The organism is Rhodococcus tibetensis, assembly GCF_024438035.1.
Classification (GTDB): domain Bacteria; phylum Actinomycetota; class Actinomycetes; order Mycobacteriales; family Mycobacteriaceae; genus Rhodococcus_F; species Rhodococcus_F tibetensis.
On the sequence record NZ_JANFQF010000002.1, the window covers coordinates 89,100 to 114,531 of the forward strand.

The 25,432-nt window shown below is 66.9% G+C and carries 20 protein-coding genes; 14 read left to right on the plus strand and 6 right to left on the minus strand.

Going from position 1 to position 25,432, the window contains the following annotated elements; translation table 11 throughout:
• Positions 1 to 16 precede the first annotated feature (16 nt).
• A complete protein-coding gene (locus tag NOF53_RS03125) occupies positions 17 to 796 on the plus strand; it encodes an FAD:protein FMN transferase (RefSeq protein ID WP_255965799.1) in 780 nt (259 codons plus the stop codon).
• 1 nt (position 797) lies between these two features.
• Here NOF53_RS03125 and pgi read toward each other — a convergent pair whose 3' ends face one another.
• Positions 798 to 2,450, minus strand: a complete 1,653-nt coding sequence (gene pgi, locus NOF53_RS03130) for a glucose-6-phosphate isomerase (protein ID WP_255965515.1) — start codon at positions 2,448 to 2,450, stop codon at positions 798 to 800.
• 69 nt (positions 2,451 to 2,519) lie between these two features.
• On the opposite strand from pgi, the gene NOF53_RS03135 reads away from it, so the two are divergent.
• A complete protein-coding gene (locus NOF53_RS03135) occupies positions 2,520 to 3,974 on the plus strand; it encodes an NAD-dependent succinate-semialdehyde dehydrogenase (RefSeq protein ID WP_255965801.1) in 1,455 nt (484 codons plus the stop codon).
• Between the two features lie 54 nt (positions 3,975 to 4,028).
• On the opposite strand, the gene NOF53_RS03140 is transcribed toward NOF53_RS03135, so the two are convergent.
• A complete protein-coding gene (locus NOF53_RS03140) occupies positions 4,029 to 4,325 on the minus strand; it encodes a chorismate mutase (protein WP_109332711.1) in 297 nt (98 codons plus the stop codon).
• Positions 4,326 to 4,598: 273 nt separating this feature from the next.
• Here NOF53_RS03140 and pcrA point away from each other — a divergent pair, with 273 nt between their 5' ends.
• Entirely contained in the window at positions 4,599 to 7,067 is a 2,469-nt protein-coding gene (gene pcrA / locus NOF53_RS03145; protein ID WP_255965516.1) for a DNA helicase PcrA, read from the plus strand.
• An 82-nt stretch (positions 7,068 to 7,149) separates the two neighbouring features.
• On the opposite strand, the gene NOF53_RS03150 is transcribed toward pcrA, so the two are convergent.
• Complete coding sequence (locus NOF53_RS03150; RefSeq protein ID WP_255965517.1) at positions 7,150 to 8,244, minus strand: M23 family metallopeptidase; 1,095 nt, start codon at positions 8,242 to 8,244, stop codon at positions 7,150 to 7,152.
• Positions 8,245 to 8,475: 231 nt separating this feature from the next.
• On the opposite strand from NOF53_RS03150, the gene NOF53_RS03155 reads away from it, so the two are divergent.
• The 3 genes from NOF53_RS03155 (at position 8,476) to sucD (ending at position 12,685) form a co-directional block, all read left to right on the plus strand.
• On the plus strand, positions 8,476 to 10,428 hold the full coding sequence (locus NOF53_RS03155; RefSeq protein WP_255965518.1) for a hypothetical protein: 1,953 nt from the start codon (positions 8,476 to 8,478) through the stop codon (positions 10,426 to 10,428).
• Between the two features lie 168 nt (positions 10,429 to 10,596).
• Positions 10,597 to 11,766 carry an ADP-forming succinate--CoA ligase subunit beta gene (gene sucC, locus NOF53_RS03160; protein ID WP_255965519.1) on the plus strand — a complete coding sequence of 390 codons (1,170 nt, stop codon included), beginning with the start codon at positions 10,597 to 10,599 and terminating at the stop codon, positions 11,764 to 11,766.
• Between the two features lie 16 nt (positions 11,767 to 11,782).
• Entirely contained in the window at positions 11,783 to 12,685 is a 903-nt protein-coding gene (sucD, locus tag NOF53_RS03165; RefSeq protein ID WP_073365705.1) for a succinate--CoA ligase subunit alpha, read from the plus strand.
• Positions 12,686 to 12,744: 59 nt separating this feature from the next.
• Here sucD and NOF53_RS03170 read toward each other — a convergent pair whose 3' ends face one another.
• Complete coding sequence (locus NOF53_RS03170) at positions 12,745 to 13,371, minus strand: IMPACT family protein (RefSeq protein WP_255965520.1); 627 nt, start codon at positions 13,369 to 13,371, stop codon at positions 12,745 to 12,747.
• Between the two features lie 126 nt (positions 13,372 to 13,497).
• Here NOF53_RS03170 and NOF53_RS03175 point away from each other — a divergent pair, with 126 nt between their 5' ends.
• The 4 genes from NOF53_RS03175 to purH all read left to right on the plus strand — a co-directional run bounded on the left by NOF53_RS03175 (position 13,498) and on the right by purH (position 18,547).
• Positions 13,498 to 14,619: a DUF5336 domain-containing protein gene (locus NOF53_RS03175; RefSeq protein WP_255965521.1), complete on the plus strand. Its 1,122-nt coding sequence runs from the start codon at positions 13,498 to 13,500 to the stop codon at positions 14,617 to 14,619.
• A 113-nt stretch (positions 14,620 to 14,732) separates the two neighbouring features.
• Positions 14,733 to 16,259, plus strand: coding sequence for a cell division protein PerM (locus NOF53_RS03180; RefSeq protein WP_374212561.1), 1,527 nt, complete (start codon positions 14,733 to 14,735; stop codon positions 16,257 to 16,259).
• A 55-nt stretch (positions 16,260 to 16,314) separates the two neighbouring features.
• Positions 16,315 to 16,998 carry a phosphoribosylglycinamide formyltransferase gene (purN, locus tag NOF53_RS03185; RefSeq protein ID WP_255965522.1) on the plus strand — a complete coding sequence of 228 codons (684 nt, stop codon included), beginning with the start codon at positions 16,315 to 16,317 and terminating at the stop codon, positions 16,996 to 16,998.
• The gene (purH, locus tag NOF53_RS03190; protein WP_255965523.1) at positions 16,991 to 18,547 is read left to right on the plus strand and encodes a bifunctional phosphoribosylaminoimidazolecarboxamide formyltransferase/IMP cyclohydrolase; all 1,557 of its coding nucleotides are present in this window, start codon (positions 16,991 to 16,993) and stop codon (positions 18,545 to 18,547) included. The genes purN and purH overlap by 8 nt, the downstream gene beginning before the upstream one ends.
• 55 nt (positions 18,548 to 18,602) lie before the next feature.
• Here the strand turns inward: purH and NOF53_RS03195 are convergent, their stop codons facing one another.
• Positions 18,603 to 18,836, minus strand: a complete 234-nt coding sequence (locus NOF53_RS03195) for a hypothetical protein (protein WP_255965524.1) — start codon at positions 18,834 to 18,836, stop codon at positions 18,603 to 18,605.
• Between the two features lie 482 nt (positions 18,837 to 19,318).
• On the opposite strand from NOF53_RS03195, the gene NOF53_RS03200 reads away from it, so the two are divergent.
• Positions 19,319 to 20,542, plus strand: a complete 1,224-nt coding sequence (locus tag NOF53_RS03200; protein WP_255965525.1) for an N-acetylmuramoyl-L-alanine amidase — start codon at positions 19,319 to 19,321, stop codon at positions 20,540 to 20,542.
• Here NOF53_RS03200 and NOF53_RS03205 read toward each other — a convergent pair whose 3' ends face one another.
• The gene (locus NOF53_RS03205) at positions 20,543 to 21,511 is read right to left on the minus strand and encodes an alpha/beta hydrolase family protein (RefSeq protein WP_255965526.1); all 969 of its coding nucleotides are present in this window, start codon (positions 21,509 to 21,511) and stop codon (positions 20,543 to 20,545) included.
• A gap of 166 nt (positions 21,512 to 21,677) precedes the next feature.
• On the opposite strand from NOF53_RS03205, the gene NOF53_RS03210 reads away from it, so the two are divergent.
• The 3 genes from NOF53_RS03210 (at position 21,678) to NOF53_RS03220 (ending at position 25,430) form a co-directional block, all read left to right on the plus strand.
• Positions 21,678 to 21,995: a hypothetical protein gene (locus NOF53_RS03210; RefSeq protein ID WP_255965527.1), complete on the plus strand. Its 318-nt coding sequence runs from the start codon at positions 21,678 to 21,680 to the stop codon at positions 21,993 to 21,995.
• A gap of 76 nt (positions 21,996 to 22,071) precedes the next feature.
• Positions 22,072 to 23,457 (plus strand): ATP-binding protein, encoded by a 1,386-nt coding sequence (locus NOF53_RS03215; RefSeq protein ID WP_255965528.1) that lies wholly within the window; start codon positions 22,072 to 22,074, stop codon positions 23,455 to 23,457.
• Positions 23,457 to 25,430, plus strand: coding sequence for a vWA domain-containing protein (locus NOF53_RS03220; RefSeq protein ID WP_255965529.1), 1,974 nt, complete (start codon positions 23,457 to 23,459; stop codon positions 25,428 to 25,430). The genes NOF53_RS03215 and NOF53_RS03220 overlap by 1 nt, the downstream gene beginning before the upstream one ends.
• Positions 25,431 to 25,432 lie beyond the last annotated feature (2 nt).

Below are 25,432 nucleotides of genomic sequence, written 5' to 3' on the forward strand. Positions count from 1 at the left end.
GCACACGGAGCACGCCATGGTGAGTGTCGAGAAATGGAAGGTCTGGGGTTCCGTCGTGGAAGTCGACGTCACCGAGGGTGCTGCACTTCCCGAGGCGACCACGCTGATCGCGGGTGTCATCGAGGAAACCGAGTCGGTGTGCGACCTCCAACGCGGGGACGCCGAAATTCACGCCGTGAACCTGTCTCAGGGCGCACCGGTGAAGGTGAGTCGCCGGATGTCGGCGCTGCTTCGTTCCGCGCTGTGGGCCGCACGAATGACCGACGGTGTGGTCAACCCACTCGCCTCCGAGATGGCCGACGACAACCTGATTCCCACCGTGCATCCGGCGCCGAGTTTCCGTGACATCCAGATCGACGACGATGTGGTGTTCGCGCCGTGGGGTGCGTCCTTGGACATCACCGACACCGCGAAGGCCGACACGGTCGATCGGGCGGCGGCGCTCGTCGCACGCGAACTCGAATGCGGGGCAGCGGTGCGCATCGGCGACGTGATCGCGACGGCAGGTCACTGCCCCGCCGGCGGATGGCAGCTGTCGGTACCGGGGGACGGAGACGTCGAATTGGTGAACGGGACGGCGATGGCGACGGCGTTCGCGCCGCCCGTCAGCGAACCGCCATCGAGAACCGAATGGGAATCGGTGACGGTGATCGCCGACGACGCGCTGTGGGCGTACGCCGCCAGTGTCGCCGCCCTCGCGCGGGGCATCGGCGCCATCCGGTGGATCGAGCAGCAGGAGCTACGCGCCCGGCTCGCGGATCGCTCGGGCCGCGTCTACACCACCGAGAGCTGGTGAGTCAGGCGCGCCCGCGCTGACGGCGATACCAGCGCACCAGGCTGTCCGTCGACGTATCACTCTGCGCGGCGGGTGACTCCGCGGCGGTGAGCACCGGCTGCAATTCGACGGCCTGCGTCTTCCCGAGTTCGACGCCCCACTGATCGAACGAGTCGATGCCCCAGATGACGCCCTCGACAAACACCTGGTGCTCGTACAGCGCGATGAGCTGCCCGATGACGGACGGCGTGAGTTTGGGCGCCAGGATGGTCGTGGACGGCCGGTTTCCGGGCATCACCTTGTGCGGTACCAGATGCTCGGGGGTTCCCTCCGCGGCGATCTCCTCCGCGGTCTTGCCGAATGCCAGGACCTTGGTCTGGGCGAAGAAGTTGCTCATGAGCAGGTCGTGCATGCTGCCCGTGCCGTCCGCGGTGGGCAGGTCGTCGGTGGGCTCCCCGAAGCCGATGAAGTCGGCGGGAACGAGCCGTGTCCCCTGGTGCAGAAGCTGGTAGAAAGCATGCTGGCCGTTGGTCCCCGGCTCACCCCAGAAGATTTCACCGGTAGAGGCGGGGACCGGGGACCCGTCCGCTCGCACCGACTTGCCGTTGGATTCCATCGTCAGCTGCTGCAGGTACGCCGCAAACCGCACGAGGTCGTTGGAATACGGCAGCACCGCACGCGACTCGGCGCCGAAGAAGTTGGAGTACCAGAGTCCGAGCAGCCCGAGGAGAACCGGCGCGTTCTCCTCCAGTGGAGCCGTCCGGAAATGCTCGTCCACCGCGTGGAACCCGGCCAAGAACTCTGCGAAACGCTCCCTGCCGATCGCGGCCATCACCGACAGTCCGATCGCCGAATCGACCGAGTAACGTCCCCCGACCCAATCCCAGAATCCGAACATGTTGTCTGTGTCGATCCCGAATTCGGCAACTCGATCGGCATTGGTCGAGACGGCGACGAAATGCTTTGCCACAGCGTCGGTACCGAGGCCGAGACCGTCCAGCAACCAGCGCCGGGCGGCGGTGGCATTGGTGAGGGTTTCGAGCGTGGAAAACGTCTTGGACGCCACGATGAAGAGGGTGGTGGCCGGATCGAGACCGTGCAACGTGCGCACCAGGTCCGAGGGGTCGATGTTGGAGATGAACCGCACGCTGATCCCGGCGTCGACATAGTGCCGCAGAGCCCGGTACACCATCACCGGCCCGAGATCGGACCCGCCGATGCCGATGTTGACGACCGTCGAAATTCTCTCGCCCGTGGCGCCGCGCCACTGCCCGGAACGCAACCGGTCGGTGAAGTCGCCCATGCGATCGAGAACCTCGTGGACATCGGCGACCACGTCCTGACCGTCCACGGTGAGTGAGGCATCGGCAGGCAGCCTGAGCGCGGTGTGGAGGACGGCGCGATCCTCCGAAGTGTTGATGTGCTGGCCCGCGAACATCGCGTCCCGGCGCGCTTCGAGGTCCGCGCTGCGCGCCAGATCGAGCAGCGCCTCGAGGGTCGCGCGATCGACGCGGTGCTTGCTGTAGTCGATGTACAGATCGCCCGCTGAAACGGTGAGTTCGTGGCCTCTCGCCGGATCTTCGTCGAAGAGCTCCCGCAGATGGACGGACTGGATTCGAGCGTGATGATCGCGCAATTTCTGCCAGGCAGCGGTTCCGGTGATGTCTGAGCTCACGAGGTTCGAGCTTAGTGCCCGCGCGTCGAAACTTCCGTGTGAAGTCTGGTGCGGCGCATGATGGACCTCATGGATTCCCGCGAACTCATTCGACAAGTTCCGACGACCCTCTTCCTCGGTGGTGAGCAGCGCGACGCCGAAAACGGCGCCACCTTCACCGTCTTCGACCCGTCCACCGGTGAGTCCCTCACCGAGGTGGCGGACGCCAGTCCAGCCGACGCGATGAAAGCTCTGGACGCCGCGGTGGCCGTGCAGAGCGAGTGGGCGGCGACACCGGCACGGGCGCGTGGGGAACTGTTGCGCACCGTGTTCGACAAGATTATCGAGCGTGCCGACGACTTCGCCCTCTTGATGACCCTGGAAATGGGCAAGGCGCTGCCGGAGAGCAAGGCGGAGGTGAAGTACGGCGCCGAGTTCTTTCGCTGGTTCAGTGAAGAGGCGGTGCGCATCTCCGGCCGCTACACAGCTGCACCCGCCGGCAACGGACGAGTGCTTGTGACCAAACAGCCGGTCGGTCCCTGTCTGGCGATCACCCCGTGGAACTTCCCTCTCGCGATGGGCACCCGAAAGATCGGTCCCGCGCTGGCTGCGGGCTGCACCATGATCGTCAAGCCCGCCTCCGAAACACCCTTGACGATGCTGCTACTCGCCGAGGTCATGGCCGACGCGGGACTGCCGAAAGGCGTCCTGTCCGTACTACCGACGTCGAAGTCCGGCGAAGTGACGGGACCTTTGCTGGACGATCGGCGCCTGCGCAAGCTCACGTTCACCGGTTCCACCGGGGTCGGACGGATGCTGATCGAGAAGTCCGCCAAGGGGCTGCTGCGCACTTCCATGGAACTGGGTGGCAACGCGCCCTTCGTCGTCTTCGACGACGCCGACGTCGATGCCGCGGTGGAAGGCGCCGTTCTCGCGAAGATGCGCAACGGCGGTGAAGCCTGCACGGCCGCCAACCGTTTCCACGTCGCGAACAGCGTCCGCGAGGAATTCACCGCCAAACTCGCCGACAAGATGTCGTCGTACACGCTGGGGCCGGGGCAGGACGCTGGCACCACACTTGGCCCCCTCATCAACGCCGATCAGCTCGAGACCGTCAGCGAACTGGTGCAGGACGCAGTCGGTGCGGGGGCCCGCGTCCGGCTGGGCGGTGCGGCGCCGGAAGGGCCGGGCTACTTCTACCCGGCCACCGTCCTCGACGAGGTCCCGCTACACGCCCGAATCCTGAAAGAGGAAGTGTTCGGCCCGGTTGCCGCAATCAGCGGTTTCGACACCGAGGAGGAGGGCATCGCCGCGGCCAACGACACCGAATACGGTCTCGCCGCCTACATCTTCACCCGGGACCTCGACCGTGCGCTCCGCGTCGCTGATCTCCTCGAAACGGGCATGGTAGGCGTCAACCGGGGCGTCATTTCAGACACCGCTGCCCCCTTCGGCGGCGTCAAAGCGTCAGGCTTCGGGCGCGAAGGGGGCAGCGAAGGGATCGAGGAGTACCTGGAGACCAAGTACGTGGCACTCGAGTCGTAGTCATCAGGTGAGGCGGCCGTTGTCGTACACCGACGGCGGCCGCGCCTCAGCGGCTCAGTGCCCGAGGCGGCCGCGCCCGAGGCGCAGCAGGAGCATGGCGAGCGTGTGGCCTTCCTGGCCGAGTTCGTTGAACCGCTCGAGCACCTTCATCTCACGGCTGTGGACGAGGCGCGGACCGCCGGACGCCATCCGGGTGGCACCGATGATCTGCGAGACCTCGGACCGGCGCTTGATCGCGGCGAGAATCTCGGCGTCGAGCTTGTCGATCTCCTGACGGAGAACTTCGATCTCGGCCTCGCTGGTGGGAACAGCGGTGTCCTTGGCGGCTGATGCGACGGTCTGAGTGCTCATTGGTTCGTCTCCCTCTTGTCAGAACTTGGATCGTTGTTTCGGCTCGAGTCGTTACCGATCCAGGCTCGTTTGACGAAAAAAGCCCCGGATCCGGTGTGGACCTCGGGGCTCGTGAGCTGTTCAGTTCACGGGCACCGGAGGCCGGTACCCGTAAAAAAATCGCCACAGGGGGCGCGATGGCTGACTGAACACGTGTACCAGTTTGCCACGGCGGTACCACGCAGGCCAAGCCGCTGTGACGCTGTCGGTACACGCCGGTAGGTTTGATGGACGATGAACACTATTTCGGGTATTGCTTCGCACACCGGTGCCGTGGCGTCGCCGCGGGCATCCACGCCCGCGCGCGCCGGCTCGGACACACTTCTCGAAGGCCTCAATCCGCAGCAACGCGAGGCCGTCGTGCACACCGGCTCTCCGCTGCTGATCGTCGCGGGGGCCGGGTCGGGGAAGACGGCAGTGCTCACCCGCCGAATCGCCTATCTGCTCGCGGAACGCGGTGTGATGCCGGGCCAGGTCCTGGCCATCACCTTCACCAACAAGGCCGCGGCGGAGATGCGCGAGCGGGTCGCGCACCTGGTCGGCCCGCGTGCCAACAACATGTGGGTCTCCACGTTCCACTCGAGTTGCGTTCGCATCCTGCGCGCCCAAGCCGCGCTGCTTCCGGGACTCAACTCCAACTTCTCCATCTACGACGCGGACGATTCGCGGCGCTTGTTGACGATGATCTCCAAGGATCTGAACCTCGACACCAAGCGATACACCGCGCGGCTGCTCGCCACTCACATCTCGAATCTGAAGAACGAGCTCGTCGACCCGGAGCAGGCCAGTGCAGACGCCGACAAGGATCCGGCGGAGCTGCCGCGCCTGGTCGCGAAGGTGTACGGCCACTACCAGCAGCGGCTGCGCTCGGCCAACGCGCTCGACTTCGACGACCTGATCGGCGAGACCGTTGCAATGCTCCAGGCGTTCCCGCAGGTGGCCGAGTACTATCGGCGCCGGTTCCGGCACGTACTGGTCGACGAGTACCAGGACACCAACCATGCGCAATACATGCTGGTCCGGGAATTGGTGGGCGGCACTTCCGAAGACAGGGATGCCGAGCACCGCGTCGCTCCTGCCGAGTTGTGTGTGGTGGGTGATGCCGACCAGTCGATCTACGCGTTCCGCGGTGCCACGATCCGCAACATCGAAGAGTTCGAGCGCGACTATCCCGACGCCCGCACCATCCTGCTCGAACAGAACTACCGTTCCACACAGAACATTCTGTCCGCTGCGAACTCCGTCATCTCCAAGAACACGGGCCGGCGTGAGAAGAGGCTGTGGACCGACTCGGGCGAGGGTGAGCTCATCACCGGTTACGTCGCCGACAACGAGCACGACGAGGCGTCCTTCGTCGCTTCGGAGATCGACAAGTTGGTCGATTCCGGAGAAGCCAAGTTCGCTGATGTCGCGGTGTTCTACCGCACCAACAACTCCTCGCGTGCCCTCGAGGAAATCTTCATCCGCCTCGGCGTTCCCTACAAGGTGGTCGGCGGTGTGCGGTTCTACGAGCGCAAGGAGGTGCGCGACATCGTCGCGTATCTTCGGGTGCTCGCCAACGAGGACGACACGGTCAGCCTGCGTCGCATTCTCAATACCCCGCGCCGCGGCATCGGTGACCGTGCCGAGGCGTGCGTGGCAGTGCATTCCGAGCAACGAGGCATCAGTTTCGCGGAGGCATTGCGCGACGGCGGCGAGGGCCGGGTGCCGCTGCTGAACACCCGCTCGCAGAAGGCCATCGCTTCCTTCCTCGAGCTGATGGACGGGTTGCGGATGATGCTCCCGCCCGAGTTCAGCTCGGACGAGGTGGTCCCGGATCAGCTCGGCGACATCGGTGAGGTCGTCGAGGCGGTGCTCGAGCGGACGGGGTATCGCGCCGAGCTCGCCGCGAGCAGCGACCCGCAGGATGGTGCCCGGCTCGACAACCTCAACGAGTTGGTCAGCGTTGCAAGGGAGTTCAGCTCGGATGCCCGCAATGCTGCTGGGCTGATCGAGACTCCGGAGGACGGCGACGTCGACGCGCGCGACGGTGAACCCGACCCCGGTTCCCTCGCCGCCTTCCTCGAGCGAGTCTCGCTCGTGGCGGATTCGGACCAGCTGCCCGACTCCGACGAGGGCGTCGTCACCATGATGACCCTGCACACGGCGAAGGGGCTCGAGTTCCCCATCGTGTTCGTCACCGGGTGGGAAGACGGCCAGTTCCCGCACATGCGGGCGCTCGGCGACCCCACCGAGCTGTCCGAGGAACGCAGACTTGCCTACGTCGGTATCACCCGAGCCAGGAAGCGGCTGTACCTCACCCGCGCAGTCATTCGGTCGGCATGGGGGCAACCCATCCAGAACCCGGAGTCGCGCTTCCTGCAGGAAATCCCGAACGATCTGGTGCACTGGCGTCGTGAGGACCCGGGAACCAGAATCGGTTCGGGCGGCGCGATCGGTGGCGGCCGCGCCCGGAGTTCGGGCTACGGCGGCCAGGGTTATGGCGGCAGTTCGTCCGCTGCGCCGAGTTTCGGTGCTGCCCGCTCCCGCAACAACAACCTGGTTCTCACTGTGGGCGACCGTGTCACCCATGACAAGTACGGCCTGGGCACGGTACTCGAGACCAAGGGTGCCGGACCGACAGCCACCGTCACGATCGACTTCGGCAGCGCCGGCAAGGTCCGGCTCATGCTGATCGGTGGCGTCCCGATGACCAAATTGTAGGCCCTGTACAAACACGACTGCGGCGCATGCACTGTGCATGCGCCGCAGTCGTGTTTGTAGTTGCGTGCCGGGAACTTCCGGATCAGTCCATCTCGGGGCCGAGGCTGATGCCGCGGGACGCCAGCCAGGGCAGGGGATCGACCTTGTTCTCGCCGCCGAGGTGAACCTCGAAGTGCAGGTGCGGGCCGGTGGAGAAGCCGCGGTTGCCGACGGTCGCGATCTGGTCACCCGCCATGACCTTCTGGCCCACGGTGACAGTGGAGGTGTTGATGTGTCCGTAGACGGTGACGGTGCCGTCGGCGTGCTTGAGTCGGACCCACATGCCGAACCCGGAAGCCGGACCCGAGTCGATAACCTCACCATCGGCCACGGCCACGATGGGGGTGCCGATGGGGGCGGCGATGTCGACGCCCGCGTGGAGGGTGCCCCAGCGCGATCCGAAGTTGGAGGTGAAGGTGCCGATGGTGGGGAGAACGAACAACGGCCGACGGGCAGCGGCCTCGCGGGCGGCGCGTTCTTCGCTGAAGCGCTGTCCCTTCGCGAGCAGATTGCTGAACTGCGACAGGTCAGTGGGGTTCGCAACGTTGAGGACCTGAGGAGCGTTCGACTCGGACCCGACGGTATCGGCGACTGTGGAGAACTGCGCGGCCTGCGGCTCGGCGGTGGTTCCGATGACGCTCGACTCGTCACTGGCGAGGGCGACCTCGGAGTGATCGGAGGAATCGGAGGAAGAACCGGTGACTGCGGCCTGGCCTGCTGCGACGACCGCACCGGCCGCGACGGCGAGTACGGCTGCGCGGCCTTTGAGGGCCGAGGGGGGAGTGGGAAGTCGGTGCGCTCCGCGGCGGGAGTGGGAGGGCGTGCCCTCGGGGGACTCGATACCGCTGCGGGGAATGGAGCCGGGGATGTCGAACTCGGTGTCGTAACTGCTTACCGTCTCGAAGCTGTGGTTGCCGGAGCGCGGAGCGTCTTGGCCGGCGGAGCGCGGAGAATGCGAATCACGGAAGAGCATGTCGGAAATCTCAGAACTATCGGTCTCGGTGTAACGCTCGACCGATCTTGGGGGATACGTGGGCGTGACCTCGTCGCTGTGACCAACCGAGAACGAAGTCTCACGTTCCTCGTCAGCGTGGTGATTCACAAAACGGCTGGCCGTGAACTGGCTGCGGTGGTGCATACGCCCGTCCAACCTCCTGCTCGTGACCTGCCTGTGACTTAGACCTGGCGACGGTAACGAAACGGTTGCGATGCGCGCAACCTGTAACGCGAATGAACAGCTACTTGTGATGCGCATCACAACGTGAACAGGGGGAATGCGGATGCGGATGCTCGGTCTCGATTCGATCTCCAGCGCAGATGCGCGTGTCACAGCGGCCGCTGTCCGGGTGTGAAGCGTTAGCGTCGGTCCGTGGCGTCATCAACAGGTTCCCGAGAGTGCCGTAGGGCCGAGCCCGAACGCATCCCCTCCGCCGGCGCCGGCGCTCCATCGGCCGCGTTCGAGGAGCCGGATCCCTCCAGGGCTCGCCGAGGGTGCACGACCGCGGCGATCCTGGCCCTCCTCGGGGGGCTGGGTATCGCCGTCGCGCCCGTGCTGGACGCTGCTCGGCCGGCGGGAGGCGTCGAGGAGCTTCCGGGCATCGGCGCCGCGGCCGTGTGGGCCGCAGTGTTCGCAGTAGCAGCGCCCCTGGCGGCGATCGCCGCGCTCGTCGCCAGAAGGACCGCCGTCGCCGGCGGGGTACTCGCGGGCGCGGGTGCCGTGTCGGTCGGCGCGGCCGTCCTGGATGTACAGCTGTGGACGGACGCGATCGATGCCAACCGACTCGAGCTGTTCCGACCGCACACGGCGGCGGAACTCTCGACGGGCGCCGGCGCCTATACCGTCCTGGCCGGTCACCTCCTGATCGCGCTTGCCGGCCTGCTCGGGATGGTCGCTGTCCACCGCTGCTCCCTCCTCGACGGCTATGGCGACGCCCGCAGTTCCGAGCAGGTAGGACGCCCCACCGGCGCGCGGGTGGGGTTCCTCTTGTCCGCAGGCGCGGTGGCAGCGGCCCTGGTTCTGGTCGGGGCATTGTTCGCGCCTGCCTTCCTGTCCTCGGATCCCGTCGTCCTGGTTCCTCCCGTGATCGAATCGGATCTCGAGGCCTCGGCCGGGGCTGCGGCGATTGCCGTCGCGGTCCTGGTCGTCGTCGCCTCGGCGTTGGCGTCCATCTCCCCGCCCGTGTCGGGGGGAGTCCTGGTGGGATCCGGCCTCGCCGCTCTGGGTGTGGTCGGGACGCGCCTGGTGGCCGGGCTGGTCGCAGGCGAACGCATCGACGCCGGGCCGGGGTCGGTGTGGGGGAGCGTCGGGGCCGGTGTGCTGGTGGTCGCGGGGGTGTGTGTCCCCGTGGTCGACCGCGCCCGCGATACTCGCGTCCTGCAGGCGCTGGCAGGCGCAATTCCGGATCGGCCGACAGTCGGGACGGTGAAGGCCGGGGCCGTCGCGCCGTCGGGGAAAGGTGTCGCCCAGGCTGCCGCGCGGGCAGAAGCCGAGGCGGCGCGCGCCCGGCTCGCCCGATGGCACGTTGCCGCGGGAATCGCCGGAGCCGTCGCGACCGTTCTTGCCGCCACCGGGGCATTGCTCCCGGTCCTGAACACGCCCGCCGGGTTGGCGCGCCCGGACGTTCTGGCGACCCGGGTCGTCCTCGTCGCAGCCATCGTTCTCGTCGTCGGAACGATCTGGTTGTTCTTCTCCGAGTTCGCTTCGGCGGTGCGACCCGCGGTCGGAGTGCTGTGGGTGACGATTCCCTTCTCCGTCGCGGCGGTGACCCAGTCCGTGGTGCTCGCCACCGATGTACCGGGTATCAGCGCCGGCGCCGGCTCGGTTCTGCTGTGGTGCGCCGCGGTCGCTGCCACCGTGACCGGGGTGCTCACCTGGTTCGCCGGTTCCGCGGAACGGGAGGAGATCGATACCTCGGAGGAGCGCTCGACCGATCTCGCGGTCCTCGTGGTCGGGGGACTCGGCGCCCTGTCCGCGCTCGTCGGACTGGCACTTCCGCTCTTCTCGGGCACCGATGCTGTGGGCGAGCACTCCGCTGCCGCTACCTTCGGGGAACTTCCCTGGGGGCTCGACGTGTGGGGGCGGGCGTTGCTCGGTGCCACGGTCGTCCTCGCGGTGATCGTGGCCGCGCGGGCGAGGCCTGCCCGGGCATGCGCACTCCTCCTGGGGACAGGCGTCGCCATGGGGGTGTATTTGCTGTCCTGGCCTCTCACCCGAGCGCGGCTGGAGGCCCCGGAAATGGGGGCCGGTGTCATCCCGTCCGCGGTGGGCATAGTGTTGGTTGCGGCTGCCGCGGCCCTCACAGCACGCACCGGAAAACGGTGAGCACCCCGCCGGAAAATCGGTGAGGCGCACCTCAGGGGGGCGTATCGCGTGATGTGGACCACATACCATGCACGCGGGCGTAGACCTGGCCCGGCAACTGGTTAAAGTCCAAAACAGACCCGCTCCTACCCCTCGAGCGGGTGTCAACGCAGACGAGACGGTGAGCAGATGGATCTCTTCGAATACCAGGCGAAGGAACTCTTCGCCAAGCACGAGGTGCCGACTTCGGCTGGACGTGTTACCGACACGGTCGCCGGCGCGCGCGAGATTGCCGAAGAAATCGGTAAGCCCGTGATGATCAAGGCGCAGGTCAAGGTCGGCGGCCGCGGCAAGGCGGGTGGCGTCAAGTACTCCGCAGACGTCGACGCCGCCCAGGCGAACGCCGAGGCCATTCTCGGCCTCGACATCAAGGGCCATGTCGTCAAGAAGCTGCTGGTCGCAGAGGCGAGTGACATCGCCGAGGAGTACTACATCTCCTTCCTGCTCGACCGCACCAACCGCACCTACCTGGCCATGTGTTCGGTGGAAGGTGGAGTCGAGATCGAGGTCACCGCCGAGGAGAACCCCGACGCCCTCGCCAAGATCCCCGTCGACGCCGTGAAGGGTGTCGACCTGGCGTTCGCGCGCAGCATCGCCGAGGCAGGAAAGCTGCCCGCCGAGGTGCTCGACGCAGCGGCCGTCACGATCCAGAAGCTGTGGGACGTCTTCATCAAGGAAGACGCTCTCCTCGTCGAGGTCAACCCGCTCGTCCGCACGCCGGACGACCAGATCCTCGCACTCGACGGCAAGGTCACGCTCGACGAGAACGCTGCGTTCCGTCAGCCCGGCCACGAGGCGTTCGAGGACAAGGACGCCACGGACCCGCTCGAGCTCAAGGCCAAGGAAAACGACCTCAACTACGTCAAGCTCGACGGTGAGGTCGGCATCATCGGTAACGGCGCCGGCCTGGTCATGTCGACCCTGGACGTCGTCGCCTACGCAGGTGAGAAGCACGGTGGCGTGAAGCCGGCCAACTTCCTCGACATCGGTGGCGGCGCCTCCGCAGAGGTCATGGCGAACGGCCTGGATGTCATCCTGAACGACGCGCAGGTCAAGAGCGTGTTCGTGAACGTTTTCGGTGGCATCACCGCGTGTGACGCGGTCGCCAACGGCATCGTCGGCGCCCTGAAGACGCTCGGTGACGAGGCCAACAAGCCGCTGGTCGTCCGCTTGGACGGCAACAATGTCGAAGAGGGTCGCCGCATCCTCGCCGAGGCCGCTCACCCGCTGGTCACGGTCGTCGGAACCATGGACGAGGCCGCCGACAAGGCTGCCGAGCTGGCCTTCGCCGCAAAGTAAAGGGACTTAAAACAACATGGCTATCTTCCTGACCAAGGACTCCAAGGTCATCGTCCAGGGCATCACCGGCGGCGAGGGCACGAAGCACACCGCGCTGATGCTCAAGGCCGGCACCCAGGTCGTCGGCGGTGTCAACGCCCGCAAGGCCGGCACCACCGTCACCCACGACGGCGGCGTCGAGCTGCCCGTCTTCGGCACCGTCGCCGAGGCCATCGAGAAGACCGGCGCGGACGTCTCCATCGCGTTCGTTCCCCCGGCCTTCGCCAAGGACGCCATCGTCGAGGCCATCGACGCGGAGATCCCGCTGCTCGTGGTCATCACCGAGGGCATCCCGGTGCAGGATTCGGCGTACGCCTGGGCGTACAACGTCTCCAAGGGCAACAAGACCCGCATCATCGGACCCAACTGCCCCGGCATCATCACCCCGGGCGAGTCGCTGGTGGGCATCACCCCCGCGAACATCGCAGGCTCCGGCCCCATCGGTCTCGTCTCCAAGTCGGGCACGCTGACCTACCAGATGATGTTCGAGCTGCGTGACTTCGGTTTCTCCACCGCCATCGGCATCGGCGGCGACCCGGTCATCGGAACCACCCACATCGACGCCATCGAGGCGTTCGAGAAGGACCCCGAGACCAAGGTCATCGTCATGATCGGTGAGATCGGTGGCGACGCCGAGGAGCGTGCCGCCGACTACATCAAGGCGAACGTCACCAAGCCCGTCGTCGGTTACGTCGCGGGCTTCACCGCTCCCGAGGGCAAGACCATGGGCCATGCAGGCGCCATCGTCTCCGGTTCCTCGGGCACCGCGCAGGCCAAGAAGGACGCCCTCGAGGCTGCCGGCGTGAAGGTCGGCAAGACGCCGTCCGAGACCGCTGCGCTCGCTCGCGAGATCCTGCAGAGCCTGTCCGTCCAGGCCTAGGCGCTCCGCGCCCGTGCGTGGTTGACGAGTCTCTGGACTCGTCAACCACGCACGGGCCGTCAGGCGTCCACCCACATCTCACCGGCCGGATCGAGTGTCCCCGCACCTGCCGTGACGGCCGCGACCAGATCCGCCAAGCCCTTCGAATCCCGGGCCGCGAGCGTGAGCACTGCCTTTTCGGCGTACGTCGTTTCCACGACCACCACCCCGCGCATCCGCAGTTCCGACTCAACCCGGCCCGCATCCGCATGACGGACAGCCAATGTGTGCAGCTGCCGTCGCTCGCGTCTTACGAGGGAAGCGGCATCGATTGCCGCGGTCACCGCCCCCGAGTAGGCGCGGACCAGTCCGCCCGCCCCCAGTTTGATTCCGCCGAAGTATCGCGTGACCACCACCGCGACATCGACGAGGTCCCGTGTCCGCAGGACCTGCAGCATCGGTATCCCCGCCGTTCCGCCGGGTTCTCCGTCGTCACTCGAACGCTCGATCCGTTCACTGGGACCGTTCCCGACGATGTAGGCCGAACAGTGATGCCGCGCATCGGGATACGCGCGTCGTTGCGACTGGACGAAGTCTCGCGCGGACTCGGCATCGGCCACCCGCCGCACCGCCGCGATGAAGCGTGAGTGTTTGATCTCCGTTTCGACGGTGAGATCGGTCGTGCGGGGAGTGAGCGTGTACGGCATCGGCCTATTGTCTCCCGCACCGTTCCGGGCGCTGCGGGTCGCTGCCGAGGGCAGTGACCGACGGGTATCCGTAGGCTAGCGTCGGAAGAGCGCACGCAGACGACCACTTGTCGACGAGGAGAAGTCATGACGTTCACGCCCGGCGGGCCGAGCTACGGTCCGCCCGCGCAACCGAATGCAGCGCAAGACAATGCAGGGGGAGATTCCAAAAACCTGGGCTTCTTCCTCCTGATCGGTGTCGCCGTTCTCGGGTTGCTGAACCTGCTGTTGGGGTTCGCCCCGTACGTCACCGTCGTCCGCGAGCCGCTGAATTCTTTCGAGGCGGGGTCGCACGGTCTCGGGCTGCTGTTCCTGGGCGGTCTGCTCGCAGCAATATCTCTTCTCCCGAAGCAGAACTATGCCGGTGCGGCTGCGGCGGCGTCCATCTCCGGGTGGGTTCTCGCCCTGCTCATCTTCCTCAACTTCGACGCCGATTCCGGGTGGGGCGCCGTCCTGATCCTCGTTCTGGGGTTCATCCAGTCGGCGGTGGCGGTCGCTGCGCTGCTGTTCGACATCGGCGTGGTGAAGCAGCCGGCCCGCAGTACTTCGGCCGCTGGTGCTTTCGGCCAGCCCGGCCAGCCCGGCCAGCCCGGCCAGCCCGGCCAGGGCGGCTACGGCCAGGGCGGGCCACAGTCGTTCGGGCAGCAGGGACAGGGCTACGGTCAGCAGCCCTCTCAGGGGTACGCCGGTCCGCAGGGCTACGGTCAGCAGCAGGGTCAGTCGCCACAGCCGGGGTACGGACAGCAAAGCCAGGCTCCGTACGGCCAGCAGGGCTTCGGTCAGCAGGGTCAGCCCGGTCAGCAGCCCGGCCAGACGCACTCTTCGTCCGGCCAGTCCGGTTACGGTCAGGGCTACGGACAGCCGCCGTCGCAGCAGGGGTATGGGGCGGGGCCGGCACCGTACGACGCTCCGACCACTGCGTATCAGCAGCCGCAGTACCAGGGGTATTCGCAGCCGTCGCAGCCGGGCTCGACCCCCGCGTCGCAGTATCCGACAGGACCGGCCGGCACGAGCTATGGTTCGGCGCAGCACGCCGCGCCCGCCTACGGCGCGCAACCCGAAGCGTCACCGGTGGAGCGCACTCTGGAGTACGGCGAGCAGTCGCGCTCCGAATCGCAGCATGCCGAGCCGGGTGAGACTTCCGAGTCGGAGGGCCCGGGTGCACCGACCCAGGCCTTCGACACGCGTTCAGACCGGGACGACAAGTAGCGGGGAAGATCAAGCAGATGGCCTCCGACCGAACATGGTCGGAGGCCACTTCTGTGCGGCGCGCCTGACGGCGGTCGCGGCGCCCAGGTGCCACTCTCGAGGGGATGAGTTCTTTGGTTGATCGTGTTCAGCGCAGGGCCGCACGAAGTGATGAGCGGCGATCCGCTGATGGTGGGCGAGGTCCGGGTCCGCAGGTCCGGGTGCCGGACGCGGACGAGGCGTGGGCGTTGCTGGCGGTGGCGTTCCGGCCGGCTGTGGTGACGGTCGTTCTTCTGTCGGCATTGATCGTGGTCACGCTGGTTGCCGCGAACAGCGACCTGACCGGAACGTTCGGGGCGATCGCCGCGTCGTGGCTGGCCATTCATCAGGTTCCGGTGACCATCGACCGCACCGTGCTCGGTGTCCTTCCCTTGATTCCGACCGCGGGCATGGTGTGGGCTGTTGCCCGCGGGTGCGCCGGGGCTGTGGACGTGGCGTCGTCCCGCAGCCGGGTTCTCCGCGTCGTCGGAGCAGCGGTGGGCGGTCCGTTGGTGGTTACCGCGATCAGTCTGGCTGTGGTCGCGGACGCGTCGGCGGTCATCGCGTTGTCGCCGCCGAATACTCTCGCCGCGTTCGGTTGGGTGCTGTTCGTTCACCTGGTGGCCGCAGGGCTCGGTGTGGCTGTGACGATGTGGCCGGTGCTTGCCGTCGACCTTCCGGCATGGGTGCGGAACGCGGTGCGTCCGGGGCTACGCGCGCTGATGGCGATTGTCGGTGCCGGTGCGGCTCTGGTCACCGTTTCGTTGCTCGTGGAATGGTCGACGGTCGGTGGGTTGCTCGAACGCGGTGACGGTGTGATGGGCGCCCTCGGATTGACGGTTCTCTCGGTGCTGTATCTGCCCAACGTGGTGATCGGTGCGGCGGCAGCCGTGATGGGCGGGGCGGCGCAGATCGGTGACGTGTCGGTCAGTGTGTTCGGAAACGTCGGCGGCTCGCTGCCTCCGTTGCCGGTACTCGGCGCGGTTCCGGACGGCGCCGCGGGCGGTGCCTGGCCTGCTCTGCTGTTGATTCCACTACTGATCGGTGTGATGCTCGGGCGCGACTCCGGTCGGCGGGTGGCCGGGCAGGAGGCCCTGTTCACGGTGCTGACCGCCGCCGCGGGTGTGGGTGTGGTGGCCGCAGTGCTCGGTCTGATCGCGGGCGGCGAGTTGGGTGCCTTCGGGACCGTCCGGATCACGTGGTGGGTGTTCGGTGGACTGACTTTCGCCTGGTTGGGATTGGTGGGAGCGATCACCGCCGTCGTCATCGCGTGGTTCCGCGGTCGGGGTGCTCACGACGAGGTGGACGGGGACTCGGCGGGCGAGGAGGAGCCGCATCTTCCGGGCGAGGAGGAAGTGCCCGCCATTGCCGCTCCTGTTCCCGACGCATCGCCGATACCGGCGGGTGAAGCTCCGGGCAGTGTCATCGAAGCAGAGCTCGTCGACGAACCGGAGGCACCGGCCACCGCCCCGGCACCCGAGCACGACGAGGCGCCGACCGAGGTCGTGGTGGACGCCGAGGTCGAGGAAGACCCTGCCACCCCGGATCCGGATGAGCCCGGCGATTCGGATGACGGAGCTGAAGCCGACCTGCCCCGAGGGCCCGCAACCCCCAGCGACTAGGCTCTTGGTCGGTCGACGATGCGACCGCCCCGTTCGATATCACCCGGCCTTTCGATTGTTCAGGAGTAGAGCGCTGACTTCCTCGCGTGACCACCTGAGGCCGACGGCGGCGACCGGAACGTCATCGACGGCACCGGCGAGGGTCGTCGTACTCGCATCCGGTGCCGGCACTTTGCTGCGGTCGCTGATCGATGCGTCCCGGGCAGGTGGATACCCCGCCGAGATCGTGGCGGTCGGAGTCGACCGGAACTGCGAAGCGACCCGCCATGCGGACGCCGCGGGAATCGCCCACTTTCAGGTGAGCCTGCGCGACCACCCGGATCGCGCCGCGTGGGACGAGGCGCTCACCGAGGCTGTCGCCGCACACGAGCCCTCGCTCGTCGTGTCGGCGGGATTCATGAAGATCCTCGGGCCCGCCTTCCTGGGCCGCTTCGGCGGCCGCATCATCAACACGCATCCGGCGTTGTTGCCCGCGTTCCCCGGAGCACACGCGGTGCCCGATGCGCTGGCGTACGGCGTCAAGGTGTCTGGATCAACCGTCCACCTCGTGGACGCCGGCGTCGATACCGGCCCGATCCTGGCGCAGGAGCCCGTGCCGGTGCTCGACGGCGACGACGAGTCGACCCTGCACGAGCGCATCAAGACTGTGGAGCGACGGTTGTTGGCGGACGTCATCGCCGCTGTCGCGACCCGTGGAGTTCTATCCGATGGACGAAAGGCCGTGATCCCCAGTGAGTGAACGCAAGGCTGTGCGCCGAGCGCTCGTCAGCGTCTACGACAAGACCGGTCTGGTCGACCTGGCTACCGGCCTGCACGAGGCGGGTGTCGAGTTGGTGTCGACCGGGTCGACAGCGGCGAAGATCGCCGACGCCGGTATTCCGGTCACGCCGGTGGAGGCGCTCACGGGGTTTCCCGAGTGCCTCGAGGGTCGCGTCAAGACCCTGCACCCGCGGGTTCACGCCGGTGTTCTCGCCGACACCCGGAAGCCGGAGCACCTCGCCCAGCTCGACGAACTCGGTATCGAGGCGTTCGAGCTGGTGGTGGTGAATCTCTACCCGTTCACCCAGACGGTGGCCTCGGGCGCAACTCCCGACGAGTGCGTGGAGCAAATCGACATCGGCGGCCCGTCCATGGTCCGCGCTGCCGCGAAGAACCACCCGTCCGTTGCGGTTGTCGTCGATCCCGCCCGCTACGAGGACGTGCTCGCGGCGGTTGCCGAGGGTGGCTTCACGCTCGGTGAGCGGACTGCTCTCGCTGCGCAGGCTTTCCAGCACACCGCGTCGTACGATGTCGCCGTGGCGAGCTGGATGACGTCCACACGGGTCGAACGTGGTGATTCGCAGTTCCCCGAGTGGGCGGGCGCCACGTGGGACCGTTCGGCGGTGCTGCGGTACGGCGAGAACCCGCACCAGGCCGCGGCGCTGTACGTGAATCCCGCCGCTTCCGCGGGCCTCGCTCAGGCGGAGCAACTGCACGGCAAGGAAATGTCGTACAACAACTACACCGACGGTGACGCTGCCTGGCGTGCCGCTTTCGACTTCAGCGCTCCCGCCGTTGCGATCATCAAGCACGCGAACCCCTGTGGCATCGCAGTGGGCGGCGACATCGCCGAGGCGCACCGCAAGGCGCACGCCTGTGATCCGGTGAGCGCGTACGGCGGCGTCATTGCCGCGAACCGTGAGGTCACGGTCGAGATGGCGGAGCAGGTCGCGGAGATCTTCACCGAGGTGATCATCGCGCCGTCGTACGCAGACGGCGCACTCGGTGTGCTGCAGCGGAAAAAGAACATTCGCGTTCTTCTCGCGCAGGCGCCGAACCCGACAGGAATCGAACTGCGTCCGGTGTCCGGGGGAGCGCTGCTCCAGGAACGCGACGTTCTCGACGCCGACGGTGACGATCCGGCCAACTGGACTCTCGCCGTCGGTGACGCTGCCGACGAGCAGACCCTGAAAGATCTCGAGTTCGCTTGGCGGGCGTGCCGTTCGGTGAAGTCCAATGCCATTCTGCTCGCCAGCGACGGTGCGTCGGTGGGCGTCGGGATGGGCCAGGTCAACCGCGTCGATTCCGCGCACCTCGCGGTACAGCGGGCCGGGGACCGGGTGGTCGGGTCGGTGGGCGCGTCTGACGCGTTCTTCCCGTTCCCGGACGGCTTGCAGGTCCTCGCCAGCGCCGGCGTCAAGGCTGTGGTTCAGCCCGGCGGTTCGGTCCGCGACAACGAGGTGATCGACGCCGCCAAGGAAGCCGGTATCACCATGTACCTCACTGGCGCGCGGCACTTCGCGCACTAGCGTTCCGCACGTCGCGAACGGGCCTTGGCATCATGCCGGGGCCCGTTCGTCGTTGTCAGGCGGCTGCGGCTGCGTGGCCGCGGCCGGTGCCTTCGAGTGCGCGCGGCGAACCGGAGATGACGACCCGGGCGGCACCGCGGCTACGGACCTCACTGATCAGCTCCCCGAGCGCCGCTTCGTGGGCGGCGTCGCAGTGCGAGAGGTCGAGCGTGACCGCGTATCCGGTCAGGTCGTCGGGTAGGCCCAGATATGGGGGTTCGGTGGACAGTTGGTTGATCCGAAGTTTCATGGAGTGCTCCTGCAGGTGAAGGGTAAAAGAAAAGGCACCCGAGGGGTTTGCCCTGGGTGCCCGAGAAGAACTGGATGGAATCTCGTCATTCTCGGGGTGCGCCGTACTTGGAGATGTGCTTGTCGGCGGTGCAGTGACGCCATGCGGGTACGGATGCGAAGAGAGCGTGAAGCTGCATCATGTCCGTACCTTTCTGCGTGGCGTTGCTGGTTGGTAGATGACCGTACAGCACGGGGTCGAGGGTGTGCACTTCCATTATCGGGCCCGCTGCGCGGACTGCTGGGCTGAGCAGCGATTCTTCCTGCGAAGTTGCCGCCCTGTTCACTTTCGCTCGATTGCCCCTTCGGTCACAGGTTGCTCTCGATTCGGTTTCGAGCGGCACATTCGACCGATGCAGCTGCTTCACTCGGGGCTGATGTGACTCGTGTGGCACCTGTGGAAGGAGAGTGGCGCCCGCACTGCGACGTGCGCCCATCCCCGGTATGAACAGAACTGCAATCAAGGCCGGCCTCGGTGCCTGCGTCCTCGGCGCTTCCGTGCTCATTCCCGCGCATGTGTCGGCGCAGCCGGATCCGGCGCCGACAGTGACCGGCACCGAACTGGCCGACCTCACGGTCTTCCTCGACCCCGGTCATCAGGGTTCGGCTGAGGGACACGACCTGACCCGGCAGGTCGACGACGGCAGAGGTGGCACCAAGGATTGCCAGACGAGTGGAATGACCTCACTGGGCGGGGTGCCGGAGCACACGATCAACTGGAACGTTGCGCAGCTGGTGAAGAGCAGCCTCGAGACCTTGGGTGCATCGGTGGTGCAGAGCCGCCAGAACGACACGGGCTGGGGTGGGTGTGTTGACGAAAGAGCGCACGCGGCAAGCGAATCGAACGCCGACGTGGCGGTGAGCATTCACGCCGACTCGACGGCTCAGGGTGAGGACGCCGGCAAGCACGGCTTCCACCTGATCGTCCCCACCTTGCCGATTCCGGACGCGGAGGCGAACGCGGCACAGTCCGGGGGCGGCCTCGAGGCGTCCAAAGCTATGCGCGACGCCTATGTGGCCGACGGATTCGTGCCCGCCAACTACGCGGGCGTGGCGGACGGAATCCAGACCCGTGCCGACGTGGCAGGGCCGGCGCTCGCGAAGGTGCCGCTGGTGTTCGTCGAGATGGGCAACGGTTCCCATCCGGAGGATGCGGCCCAGCTCGAGAGTGCCGACGGTCAGTTGAAGCACGCGATTGCCATCACCACGGGCATCGTCACCTATTTGCTGACAGGGTCGTCCGCCGCATCCGAACTCGACGCCGTGCAGTCGGCCGCCGCGACCACGGAAGCGGACGCGACCACCACTTCCTCCGCCACTCCGACCGCTGGCGTGTCCTCGTCGACGGAGTCGCCCAGCACCACCACGACAGCGAAGGCTCCGTCGGCCGCGGCCTCGCAGAACACGAGCTCGACCACGACCACGACCACGACGTCAGCCACCGCACCGAGCACGACGACGACCACACCGAAAACCACGACGCCCTCCGCACCGGGACCGTCCGGGGAGTCGACGGAACTGTCGCGGTTACTGCAGACGCTGAGGCCGCTTCTCGAGGTCGATGGAGTGGACGGCCTCGAGGATCTGGTCGACGACGAGAACCTGGGACTCGTCTCCGATCTGGCGCGGACGTTGATGACGATGCTGAACGACGTCCGGCCGAACTGATTACAGGTCGGCCACCCAGGCGCTGAACGGCTCGGCGAACTCCGACGAATAGGGGAGAGGCTCAACGTAATCGGGGCCTGTGGACGGGCGGTCACCCACGTCCTTGAGGACGTGGCTGGCGTTCACCATGCGCACCGAGGTGAGAGCGGTGTGCGCCAGTGCTTCGTCGAGTCGATCGACGTCGGCAACCTGCACCTGGACGTCTTTCGCCGAGCAACTGGTCAGGACCGGGAAGCCGGTGGGGAGGCGGCCGGCGAGCGCGCGGGGGTCGAGCGCGTCCTCCTCGGCGAGGGCTTTCGCATTGGCGTGGACCAGTCCAGCGTTCTGCAGGGGCTCGGGCAGGTTGTCGGGGATCGTCCCGTCTGCGCGTAGCGACTCGACGGTGTCGGCGAGCGCGAGCCGGAGCTCGTCCGCCAGTTCCACCGGCAACTGCCCGGCACCTACAACGGTGTCGAGCTGGGCGGAAATCTGAGTAGTGAGCAGGTCGAGGAGGCGAACGCTCAGCGGTTCGAGGAGCCCCACGGCACGTACCCGGTTCTCACCCGCTGCGGTGGCGAGTGCCAGAGCGACGAGTCCGCCGTCGCTGTGACCGATGACGAAGAGCCTCGACGGGTCCACGCCGGGCTGCGCCGCAAGGTAGTCCAGCCCGGCCGATGCGGCGTCGACGAAGGTGTTGAAGCCGAGGTCGCCGATCTCTTCCACCTCGTAGGGGCCGAGAGCGGTTCTCCCGCTGCCGATCTTGTCGTAGCGGAGGCTGACGATGCCGTGCTGCTCGAGGAGATCGGCGAGAAAGCGGAGGGTACCGATGTCGCCGGGGAGTAGGCCGCTGTCACCGTTCCGATCGGTGGGTCCGCTACCGGCGAGCAGCAAGGCTCCGGGCGCGGCCTTCCCGGTCGCGTGCTCGGGGGAGCGCAGGCTGCCGTAGTAGGTGACGGCACCGCTCTCGAACGTGATCTCGGTGTCAGGCATGGGGACTGTCTACCAGTTTCGGGCGAGCCGTCGCGAGGTGCGAGCCGAACTGTCTTCTCAGAGAAGCAACACAGTGCTCACAAGAAGCGCGAATAGCGTTCAGGTCAGCAAATCTCGCACCGGCAGCGCGCCGGGACGAGCTCCGACTCCAGGAAGGTGTCACGCCATGAACGTCGTCCAGCTGAACTCGGGTGGTTATGTCGCCGCCATCTTCTCGCTCGATTTCGTGGACGCGGCTTTCCACGGCGATGCCGTCGAGCGCATTCATCGCGGCGAGTTCGACGAATGGGCCTCCGCCCTCGCCCGCACCGGGTTGTTCGGCAACCGCGCCGTGGCCGAAACGGTGCAGTCGTGGCGAGACGATCCGAGATCGCTCCTGGAAGCTCTTCTCGCCGACGCGGACGAGATGACACGCAAGCGTTACGACGTCGCGTGGCAGGCGCTCGACAGCGCGGCGACAGTCGGTTCAGTCGCGTACGCGTGACGGGGCGATGACGAAATCTCGCCACCTGTGCACGTCAGCGCGTGCCGATTGTCTCGAACACTCGTAGCTTGGAGTGGTGACGTCATCGCAACAGAGACCTTCCACACTCGGCGAGCTCCGCGAGTCGGGCCATGTTCAACGCACCGTCAAGGAAGAAATCCGCGAGAATCTGCTCGCGGCCCTGCGTGACGGACGTGATCCGTGGCCCGGGATCGTCGGGTTCGAGGAGACGGTGTCTCCGCAACTCGAGCGTGCACTGATCGCCGGGCACGACGTGGTGCTCCTCGGCGAACGCGGTCAGGGCAAGACACGACTCCTCCGCACACTCAACCTGCTCCTCGACGAATGGACTCCGGTGATCGCCGGTTCCGAACTCGGGGAGCATCCCTATGAGCCCATCACCCCGGCGTCCATCCGGCGGGCCCAAGAACTGGGTGACGCCCTGCCCGTCCTGTGGCGGCACCGCAGCGAACGGTATTCGGAGAAGCTCGCGACGCCCGACACCTCGGTAGCGGACCTCGTCGGTGACGTCGACCCCGTCAAAGTCGCGGAAGGTCGCAGCCTCGGCGACCCCGAGACCATTCACTTCGGGCTGGTTCCGCGTGCTCACCGCGGCATCGTCGCCATCAACGAACTTCCCGACCTTGCCGAGCGGATCCAGGTGTCGCTGCTCAACGTCATGGAGGAACGTGACATTCAGGTTCGCGGGTACACCCTTCGGCTTCCCCTGGACGTTCTGCTGGTGGCGAGCGCGAACCCGGAGGACTACACCAACCGTGGTCGCATCATCACTCCGCTCAAGGACCGGTTCGGCGCCGAGATCCGTACCCACTATCCGAACCATCTCGAAGACGAGGTCGAGGTGATCCTTCAGGAGGCGCACCTCCTCGCCGAGGTGCCCGAGTATCTGCTCGAGATTCTGGCGCGATTCACCCGCCTGCTACGCGAGTCGACGTCGGTCGACCAGCGGTCGGGTGTGTCTGCGCGGTTCGCGGTTGCCGGGGCCGAGACCGTCAGTGCCGCGGCCGTCCATCGGGGAGCTGTTCTCGGCGAGGCCGACCCGGTGGCGAGGCCGGTGGACCTCGAGACCGTTGTCGACGTGCTGAGGGGCAAGGTCGAATTCGAGTCCGGTGAGGAAGGTCGGGAGATCGAGGTTCTCGAACACCTGCTGCGCCGCGCAACGGCCGACACCGTGCGGGCGAGGCTCGGCGGCATCGATCTGGCCCCGTTGGTCGCCGCGGTCGAACAGGGCGAGCCTGTCGTCACCGGTGAGCGAATCACCGCCAAGGTGCTTCTGAACGAGCTGCCAGAACTCGACGTACTGGACGAACTCGCCGAGCGGCTGGGCGCCGAATCCGATGGGGAGCGCGCCGCGGCCGCCGAGTTCGCGCTCGAGGGGCTGTATCTGGCGCGGCGCATCTCCAAGAACCCCGACGTCAACGGCCAGACGGTGTATTCGTAATGACCCGCAAGGCGGAGCGCGGGTCGCACAATGCGCGGTACGGGCCGTACGAAGGTGGTGATCCGCTCGCGCCGCCCGTCGACCTGCGGGAGGCCCTGGCCGCGATCGGCGACGACGTGCTGTCGGGCAGTTCGCCGCGTCAGGCGCTGCGGGAGATGCTCCGCCGTGGCAATCGGAACATGCGGGGGTTGGACGATCTTGCAGCCGAAGCCAATCGGCGCAGGCGTGAACTGTTGAAACGGAACAACCTGAGCGGCACTCTGGAAGAGGTGCGAGAACTCCTCGACCACGCCGTTCTCGAGGAACGCAAGACACTGGCCCGCGCACTCGACGACGATGCGCGTTTCGCGGAGATGCGGTTGGCGGAACTACCGCCGTCGACGGCGCAGGCCGTGCAGGAGTTGGCCGATTACGATTGGCGTAGCTCCGACGCGCGCGCCGACTACGAGAAGATCCGGGACCTGCTGGGTCGGGAGATGCTCGATCAACGATTCGCGGGCATGAAACAGGCACTCGAGGGTGCGACCGAGGAAGACCGCGAACGCATCCGGGAGATGCTCACCGATCTCAACGAACTGCTCGACAAGCATGCCCGGGGGGAGGACACCCAGGAACAGTTCGACGACTTCATGGACAAGCACGGCGAGTACTTCCCTGAGAACCCACAGAACGTCGAGGAGTTGCTCGATTCGCTGGCCGAGCGCGCCGCGGCAGCGCAACGCCTGCGGAACTCGCTGTCGCAGGAACAGCGCGACGAACTGGACGCGCTGGCCCAGCAGGCCTTCGGCGACCCGTCCCTGATCGGCCAGTTGGACCGGCTCGATCAGCACCTGCAGGCCGCCCGGCCGGGTGAGGACTGGCAGGGCTCGCAACGGTTCCGCGGCGACCAGGGCATGGGCCTGGGTGAGGGGACCGGTGCGTTGCAGGACATCGCCGAGCTCGAATCGCTCGCCGAACAGCTGTCGCAGCAGTACGCGGGGGCGGCACTCGACGACATCGACGCGGAGGCATTGGCCCGGCAACTCGGCGACGAAGCGGCGGCGGACGCGCGGACACTGGCCGACCTGGAGAAGGCGCTGCGCGATCAGGGGTTCTTCGACCGCGGTGCGGATGGTCAGTGGCGGCTATCTCCCAAGGCGATGCGGCAACTCGGGCAGACGGCGCTACGTGATGTCGCGCAGCAACTGTCCTCACGTGGAGGACAGCGGGAAACCCGGCGGGCCGGTGCAATGGGGGAGCCGACGGGAGCGTCCCGCGAATGGGCGTTCGGGGACACCGAGCCGTGGAACGTGACCCGCACCATCACGAATGCCGTGTTGCGGGCGGCGGCCGAGGTGTCGAAGCGACCCCGTGTTCCGGTCCGGTTGACCGTGTCCGACGTGGAGGTGATGGAAACCGAGCAGCGGTCGCAGGCGGCGGTCGCGCTCCTCGTCGACACCTCCTTCTCGATGGTCATGGAGGGCCGGTGGGTGCCCATGAAGCGCACCGCACTGGCACTGAATCACCTGATCAGCACCCGTTTTCGCAGCGACGAGCTGCAGCTCATCTCGTTCGGCCGTCACGCACAGGTACTGACGCCGTCGGAACTGGCCGGCTTGGACGGCGCGTGGGATCAGGGCACCAACCTGCACCACGCGCTGCTACTGGCGGCGCGGCATCTGCGCCGGCATCCGAACGCGCAGCCGGTGGTCCTGATCGTCACCGACGGTGAGCCGACGGCGCATCTCGAGCCGGACGGTTTCGCGTACTTCGACTACCCCCCGAGCCCGCGCACGCTGGGCCTGACGGTGCGTGAACTCGACACCCTCGCCCGGCTCGGCGCCCATGTGACGTTCTTCCGGCTCGGCGACGACCCCGGCCTGGCGCGGGTGGTGGATCGCATGGCCGAACGCGTCGGCGGACGGGTCGTCGCACCTGGCTTGGACGGTCTCGGCGCGGCAGTGGTCAGCGACTTCATGCGGCGCAGGCGCTAGGT

Excerpts from the sequence above, each read along its gene's own strand:
- NOF53_RS03125 (WP_255965799.1), top strand. The coding sequence starts at position 17 with ATGGTGAGTGTCGAGAAATGGAAGGTCTGGGGTTCCGTCGTGGAAGTC.
- NOF53_RS03135 (WP_255965801.1), top strand. The coding sequence starts at position 2,520 with ATGGATTCCCGCGAACTCATTCGACAAGTTCCGACGACCCTCTTCCTC.
- NOF53_RS03140 (WP_109332711.1), bottom strand. The coding sequence starts at position 4,325 with ATGAGCACTCAGACCGTCGCATCAGCCGCCAAGGACACCGCTGTTCCC.
- pcrA (WP_255965516.1), top strand. The coding sequence starts at position 4,599 with ATGAACACTATTTCGGGTATTGCTTCGCACACCGGTGCCGTGGCGTCG.
- NOF53_RS03150 (WP_255965517.1), bottom strand. The coding sequence starts at position 8,244 with ATGCACCACCGCAGCCAGTTCACGGCCAGCCGTTTTGTGAATCACCAC.
- sucC (WP_255965519.1), top strand. The coding sequence starts at position 10,597 with ATGGATCTCTTCGAATACCAGGCGAAGGAACTCTTCGCCAAGCACGAG.
- sucD (WP_073365705.1), top strand. The coding sequence starts at position 11,783 with ATGGCTATCTTCCTGACCAAGGACTCCAAGGTCATCGTCCAGGGCATC.
- NOF53_RS03170 (WP_255965520.1), bottom strand. The coding sequence starts at position 13,371 with ATGCCGTACACGCTCACTCCCCGCACGACCGATCTCACCGTCGAAACG.
- NOF53_RS03175 (WP_255965521.1), top strand. The coding sequence starts at position 13,498 with ATGACGTTCACGCCCGGCGGGCCGAGCTACGGTCCGCCCGCGCAACCG.
- NOF53_RS03195 (WP_255965524.1), bottom strand. The coding sequence starts at position 18,836 with ATGAAACTTCGGATCAACCAACTGTCCACCGAACCCCCATATCTGGGC.
- NOF53_RS03200 (WP_255965525.1), top strand. The coding sequence starts at position 19,319 with ATGAACAGAACTGCAATCAAGGCCGGCCTCGGTGCCTGCGTCCTCGGC.
- NOF53_RS03205 (WP_255965526.1), bottom strand. The coding sequence starts at position 21,511 with ATGCCTGACACCGAGATCACGTTCGAGAGCGGTGCCGTCACCTACTAC.
- NOF53_RS03210 (WP_255965527.1), top strand. The coding sequence starts at position 21,678 with ATGAACGTCGTCCAGCTGAACTCGGGTGGTTATGTCGCCGCCATCTTC.
- NOF53_RS03220 (WP_255965529.1), top strand. The coding sequence starts at position 23,457 with ATGACCCGCAAGGCGGAGCGCGGGTCGCACAATGCGCGGTACGGGCCG.